At 68.3% G+C, this 5,498-nt stretch carries 5 protein-coding genes and 1 pseudogene; 4 read left to right on the forward strand and 2 right to left on the reverse strand.

Annotation, left to right across the window (positions count from 1 at the left end):
- Positions 1 to 773 (reverse strand): oxygenase MpaB family protein (locus tag Q0L11_RS12765; protein ID WP_296597711.1); only part of this gene is annotated, 773 nt, incomplete at its 3' end.
- Between the two features lie 333 nt (positions 774 to 1,106).
- Between Q0L11_RS12765 and Q0L11_RS12770 the strand changes: the two genes are divergently transcribed.
- The 4 genes and pseudogenes from Q0L11_RS12770 (at position 1,107) to Q0L11_RS12785 (ending at position 4,869) form a co-directional block, all read left to right on the forward strand.
- A complete protein-coding gene (locus Q0L11_RS12770) occupies positions 1,107 to 1,784 on the forward strand; it encodes a PEPxxWA-CTERM sorting domain-containing protein (protein WP_296597713.1) in 678 nt (225 codons plus the stop codon).
- Between the two features lie 241 nt (positions 1,785 to 2,025).
- Positions 2,026 to 3,489 carry a hypothetical protein gene (locus Q0L11_RS12775; RefSeq protein WP_296597715.1) on the forward strand — a complete coding sequence of 488 codons (1,464 nt, stop codon included), beginning with the start codon at positions 2,026 to 2,028 and terminating at the stop codon, positions 3,487 to 3,489.
- 571 nt (positions 3,490 to 4,060) lie between these two features.
- Positions 4,061 to 4,504: pseudogene (locus Q0L11_RS24680) on the forward strand (HWE histidine kinase domain-containing protein); the annotation flags it as partial.
- A 65-nt stretch (positions 4,505 to 4,569) separates the two neighbouring features.
- Complete coding sequence (locus Q0L11_RS12785) at positions 4,570 to 4,869, forward strand: sensor histidine kinase (protein WP_296597718.1); 300 nt, start codon at positions 4,570 to 4,572, stop codon at positions 4,867 to 4,869.
- Between the two features lie 279 nt (positions 4,870 to 5,148).
- Here Q0L11_RS12785 and Q0L11_RS12790 read toward each other — a convergent pair.
- On the reverse strand, positions 5,149 to 5,498 hold a 350-nt coding region (locus tag Q0L11_RS12790; RefSeq protein WP_367183411.1), incomplete at its 5' end, for an SDR family NAD(P)-dependent oxidoreductase.

The raw sequence follows: 5,498 nt of genomic DNA on the forward strand, positions 1-5,498 counted from the left end.
AGGCGGAAGCCGTGCAACTGCGCCGCCCAGTCGGGGAGGAGATCCTTCGCGGCATCGAACGCGGCCGCCATGGCCGGCGCGGCGGCGAGGCTGGGGGCCGGCTCGGCGGCGAGGGCCGCGGCCACGGCGCGGGTGCGGTGGTCGCAGCGCAGCTCGGGGCGCGAGGCCTCGAGATAGCGGGCGATCTCGGCGCGCGAGCACGGAACGTCCCGCGCCCCGAGCCGGCGGGCGACCTCGGCGTACTCCTGGTAGTAGCGGTCCTGGTCTTCGGGCGGGAACCGGGGGTCGACGTAGCGGAGGTAGGCGGCGAGAAACGCACTGACCTCGGCCACGTGCACCCAGACCAGTAGGTCCGGATCGTTGGCGGAATACGGCCGTCCGTTCGGGCGCGCGCCCGAGACCCTGTCGTGGATCGACCGGACGTGGTCGATCAGCGCCTGGGCTTCGCGGCGGTCTCCATAGGTGGTCCCGGCGATGAAGCGGGCGGTGCGCCGCAGTCGACCCAGCATGTCCTTGCGGAAGTCCGAATGGTCCCAGACCCCCGCCAGGGCGGCGGGGTGGAGCATCTGCAGGTAAAGTGCGGCGATCCCGCCCACCATCATGCTGGTGAAGTCGCCGTGCACCCGCCAGCAGGCGCTGTCGGGACCGAACAGGCCGGTGTCCTGCCGGTTGCGTTCGACCGTGTCGTCCCCGGCGCCGTCGACCAGCTTGCGGACCTGCTGCACGACGGCCAGGCGTATGGCGGACGGGGCGGTGGTGGGGAAGGCGGGCATAGGTCCGCAACATAGGCGGACTTTGGACCGGCGGAAGGCGCCGGCCTGGGCCTTCTCGCAAGCGCAGGTCGCGCCTCCCTCGGCGAGGTCTCGCCGCGCCGGCGGGCCTTGTCGTCGCCCGGTGGGCCGCGGTCGGGACGAACCGGCGACTTGATCGATCACGCCCGGCGCCACCGTTCCCCCGCGCCGCCGCGAGGGCGGGCGGCGCAGAACGCCCTCGCGCCCCACGGGATTTTGCGGACGCTCGTCGATCCAAACCTGACCTTCGTCGGAACGGGCCGGACGGGACGACGGCCAGCGATTTAGCCCTGCGCCGAAATCTTGGAGACGAACATGCGCCACACGTTCCTGGCTTCGATCGCCAGCCTGGTCATCGCCGGCGGACTTGCGCCGGCCGCCCATGCCGCCGCGATGATCACCTCGACCTTCGATACAGGCGCCGAAGGCTGGAAGTTCGGCTCGCCGGACTTCCGGAACCAGACACCGGACTGGGACCCGGCGACCCAAAGCCTCACCAAGTCGAGCGGCGTCGCCGCCTGGGGATACCTGGCGTCGGACGCCTATCTGGGCGACAAGTCCGACTATATCGGCGGAACGTTCAGTTTCGACTTCGCGTCCGCCACGCTCGATCCGCGATATCTCAACCGGCCCTTCCTTGTGCTGCATGGGGCGATCAATCAGACGATCTATGCCGATTGGGGTCCGACGCCCACGCGAGACCTGAGCCGTTTCAACTTCGAGCTGACCGCCGCGAACTTCTACAAGGGCACGACGACGGAGGTGTCGGGCCCCGTCAGCACCGCGGAATTCGCGGCCATCATGTCCAACCTGAAAGTCATCGAGATCTTCGCCGACTGGAGCGGGAACGTCGACAGCACCAGGTTGGACAATGTGGCGATGGCGGCCAACACCGGGGTGCCGGAACCCGCAAGCTGGGCGCTGATGATCATGGGCTTCGGTTTGACCGGCGCGCTCATGCGCCAGCGCCGGGACGCCCTGGCCGGCGCGTAGACGGGGGGGCGTGCAAGGTCCAGTCCCGCCCGTCGCTGAACCCCGCCGGCGACAGTAGCGGCGATCTTGGCGGCGGATTCGCCGCACCCGGCCGGGCAGCGTGCGACACGTCTCAGCAACCGAAGTCGACGTGACGCCGCCGCTTGCGAAGCCGCCGAACCTCCCGCAACACAGCAGCTGATCCGCCGGGCCGCTGGGGCCCGGAGCCATAACGACGTCGGATCGGCGCGTCGCAGGCCAGGTGGCCGACGGGCCGCAGGCGTGGGAGCTTGACAGTTGCGCCGATGTCGGCGGCAAGCTGAGGCTGCAAGCGTTGTCTCGCGGGAAGCTCGGGCGACGCGCGGTGGGGGCCGCGATGAAACACATCAGCCGCGCGACGACTGCAGGTCGGGCCCGCCGGCCGCGACCCAGGCCCGGCAAGCCCACGACGGATGGGCTGCTCGAACATCTGCGTCGCGTCCATTTCGCGCTGATCGCCACGAGCTTTGCCCTGTTGGTCGCCGCGTCTATCCGCCCGGACGGCTCTCTCGAAAGGGCCTACGCCCAGGCCCAGGCGATCGCTGGCATCGAGACCAAGATCTTCGGCGGCCCGCCCCTCGTCGCCCTGTCCGAAAAGCACGACATGCCGTTTCTGAGTGACGATAGGTCCTACCTGCCGCTGGCGAGGTCTCAGGCGTTCCTCAGCCAAATCCCGGACCGCCTGAACGAAAGTCTAGGCCTGCCAAAGGACAGGATCGTCGTCAGCGGGACCTCGTTCGCGGCGACGATGATGTCCGTGGGGAATTTCACGCTCCGCGGAAACGCTGACAGGACCTACGCCGCCGGCACCCTTGGCGACTTTCAGCAACGGTGGGAATTCTTCCGCACGGCGGTCGGTGTGACCCTGGACGGCTTCGTCAGCCCTGGACCAGTCCGGTTCTTCAAGTTCGGAGAGGAGCTCACTACCGCAGAACGCGACCGCGCGCGCGCCGCCCTTGCCAGGGCGCGCGGCGAAATCGTCATCAACGACGCCAAGCTTGGCCTGCGCCAGAACAAGAGCGCGACGCAGAACTTCGCGCCACGGCAATGGTACATCGTCGCCGAGCTGGCCTGGAGAAACGAGCAGGAGGCCCCTGGCTTCAACGAAGTCTGGTTTCCGATCCCAGCGCGCCGGAACCACGAGATCGATGTTCAGACGGAGCTCTTCCCCGCCTCGGCGGGCGTTGACCTTACGGGTCGCTACGAGGACGTGTTCGGCGATTTGAATTTCTATTCGAAGGGGCTGGAGTCGCTGAAGCTCGACCAACTGATCGCCTACATCCGCGAGCTCTACAAGCGCGACAACAAGAACGTACAGGTGCTTGGCGTCGAGATTCCGCAGGACTCGATCAGCCGTTGGGGCCTGCTCGTGCTCCTCGCTGTCCAGACTTACATGCTGCTCCATATCCAGCACGGCCGGAAGGATTGGGCCGACAGGCTTCCGACCTACCCTTGGGTCGCGCTCTATCCGGGCCTTCTGCCGCGCCTCGTCACAACGGTCACGATCGCGATCCTCCCCATTGCGACCTCGGCTATGTTGGCGTGGCAGGGTTGGGAGGGGAGCACGAACCCGGCGATCCGCGCTTCGGTCACTGTCGCGGTCGTCATCTCGGTGATCCTGGGGGTGGCGACAGCGTGGCAGGCTCCGGCCGGCCCCCGCGCCCGACGGACGGCGCGGAGGCATTGATGGCCGTCGGTCCGGTCGAAGGGCTCTGGGCCTTGAATCTCGCCGACGCCGCACGCTGGCGCGCACTCGCCTCGTATCCGATGCGGGCGTACGCGGCGATGAGGCTGCCGAAGCGACGGATGTAGGTGTTAGGGGTCCGCGTGATCTCGGACGCCTCGATGAGGCTGGAGCTGAGCTTGCCCCGGGCCGCGAGCAGCTGGCGCAAGTCGTCGAGCAGATCATCATCGGTCGATGGGCGAGTCCTGGGCGTCGCGCTCATGCGGTCATCAAACCAGCAGCTGCGCCTTGTGGCGAGCCCGAGATTCACGCGCGCCTGCCACGCCCGCGTCAGGCTGCGGTGTTCCAGTCGGGGCCGGACGGCCGCGCCGAGGCGACCCGCTATATCGGGACCCTGATCGACGTCACGGACCGCAGGCTCGCCAACGAGGCGATCCGGGAGTCCGAGCAGCGACTGCAGATGGCGCTGCGCGCCGGCCGCATGGCCGCCTGGCGGATCACTTCGGAAGGCGCCATCGAACCCAGTCCAAATCTCAACCGGTTGATCGGGCTTCCGCTGGACGCGCGTCCTACCATGGCCGATCTCAGGCAGAACTATCTTCCCGGCGAGTTCGAGCGCATCGCGGCGGCCGCCGACGCGGCCCGCGAACGCGGAGAGCGGTACTTCGAGGTCGAGTACCGCTTTCGGCGCGCCGACGGGGAGGTCCGCTGGTTCAACACGCGGGCCGAAGCCTTGCTCGATCAGGAGGGCGAGCCGGCCGGCGTCGTGGGCATCGCCATGGACATCACCGACAAGAAGTACGGCGAGGAACGGGTCCGGTTCCTCGCGCGCGAAGTCGACCACCGCGCGAACAACCTGATGGCGGTGGTCGAGAGCATTATCGCTCTCAGCCGCGCGGCCAGTGCGCAGGCGTTGCGGGACGTCCTTCGCGGACGCGTCCACGCGCTGGCGCGGACGCACCAGCTCCTGGCGGAATCGCGCTGGGCGGGCGCCGACCTGCGGCGGTTGGTCGGCGAGGAACTCGCGCCGTTCACCCTGGGAGAGACCACCCCGCGCGTGCGGATCGAAGGGCCTGAGCTCTGTTGGCCCCGGCGACCGCCCAGGCCGTCGCCATGGTGCTGCACGAACTCGCCACCAACGCGGCCAAGTACGGGGCGCTCTCGTCCGACGATGGACACGTGGACGTGGTTTGGACCGTCCAGCCGGAGGTCGCCCTGATCCGCTGGACGGAGGCGGGCGGCCCGCCAGTGTCGACACCGACCCGCCGCGGCTTCGGGACGAGCGTGATGGAACGCGCACTGGACGGCCCGACGGCGGGCGTGGTGCGCATCGACTGGCGACGGGAGGGCATCGCCTGCGAACTCTTCCTGCCGCAGCCTTGAATGCGGTGCGTCGCAATTGGCTCTCTGCAGAGAGACAGTTGGCGAGGACGGCCGGTTGTCTCGGTCTCGACCGGTTCTCGGCAGCGGGGCGCGCCGGACGTACGCTGAACCCGGGCGGAGATCGGAGGAGCGACACGACCGGCCGCCGCTTCTCAACAAAGCGCCGCGCGCCCCATGGGGGCGGTTCGTTCAGACGTCTTCGCGGCAGACCGCCCTCTGCCCATAGCCCCCGCCGAACGAAGACGCCTCGATCCAACATCCGAGGCGGAGGACAGGAGCCTAGCCGAGCGGTTTCTGGTAGATTTCGCCGTCGTTCTTGGGCTCGGCCATCTTGCGATGCATTTCGGCCTTGACGCTCTCGGGCGTCACCGCGCCCATGACCGCCTGGATCTTGTTCCTCCAGCCGGCGACCACATCGCCTTCGCCCTTCTTCATGGCCTCGTACCCGGTCTTGGCGACCATAGCCGGGTCGTCCTTCTTGCCCTGGCCCACTGCGGTGTCGAGCATACGGGCGCGCTCGAAGAAATCCGTGTCGGTCGGACCGGGCAGCAGCGTGGTGACGCTGACGCCAGCATCCTTCAGCTCGTTGCGCAGCGCCCAGGCGAAGCTGTCGATGAACGCCTTGGTGC

Origin of the sequence: Phenylobacterium sp., from assembly GCF_024508875.1 — a bacterium.
Taxonomy (GTDB): domain Bacteria; phylum Pseudomonadota; class Alphaproteobacteria; order Caulobacterales; family Caulobacteraceae; genus Phenylobacterium.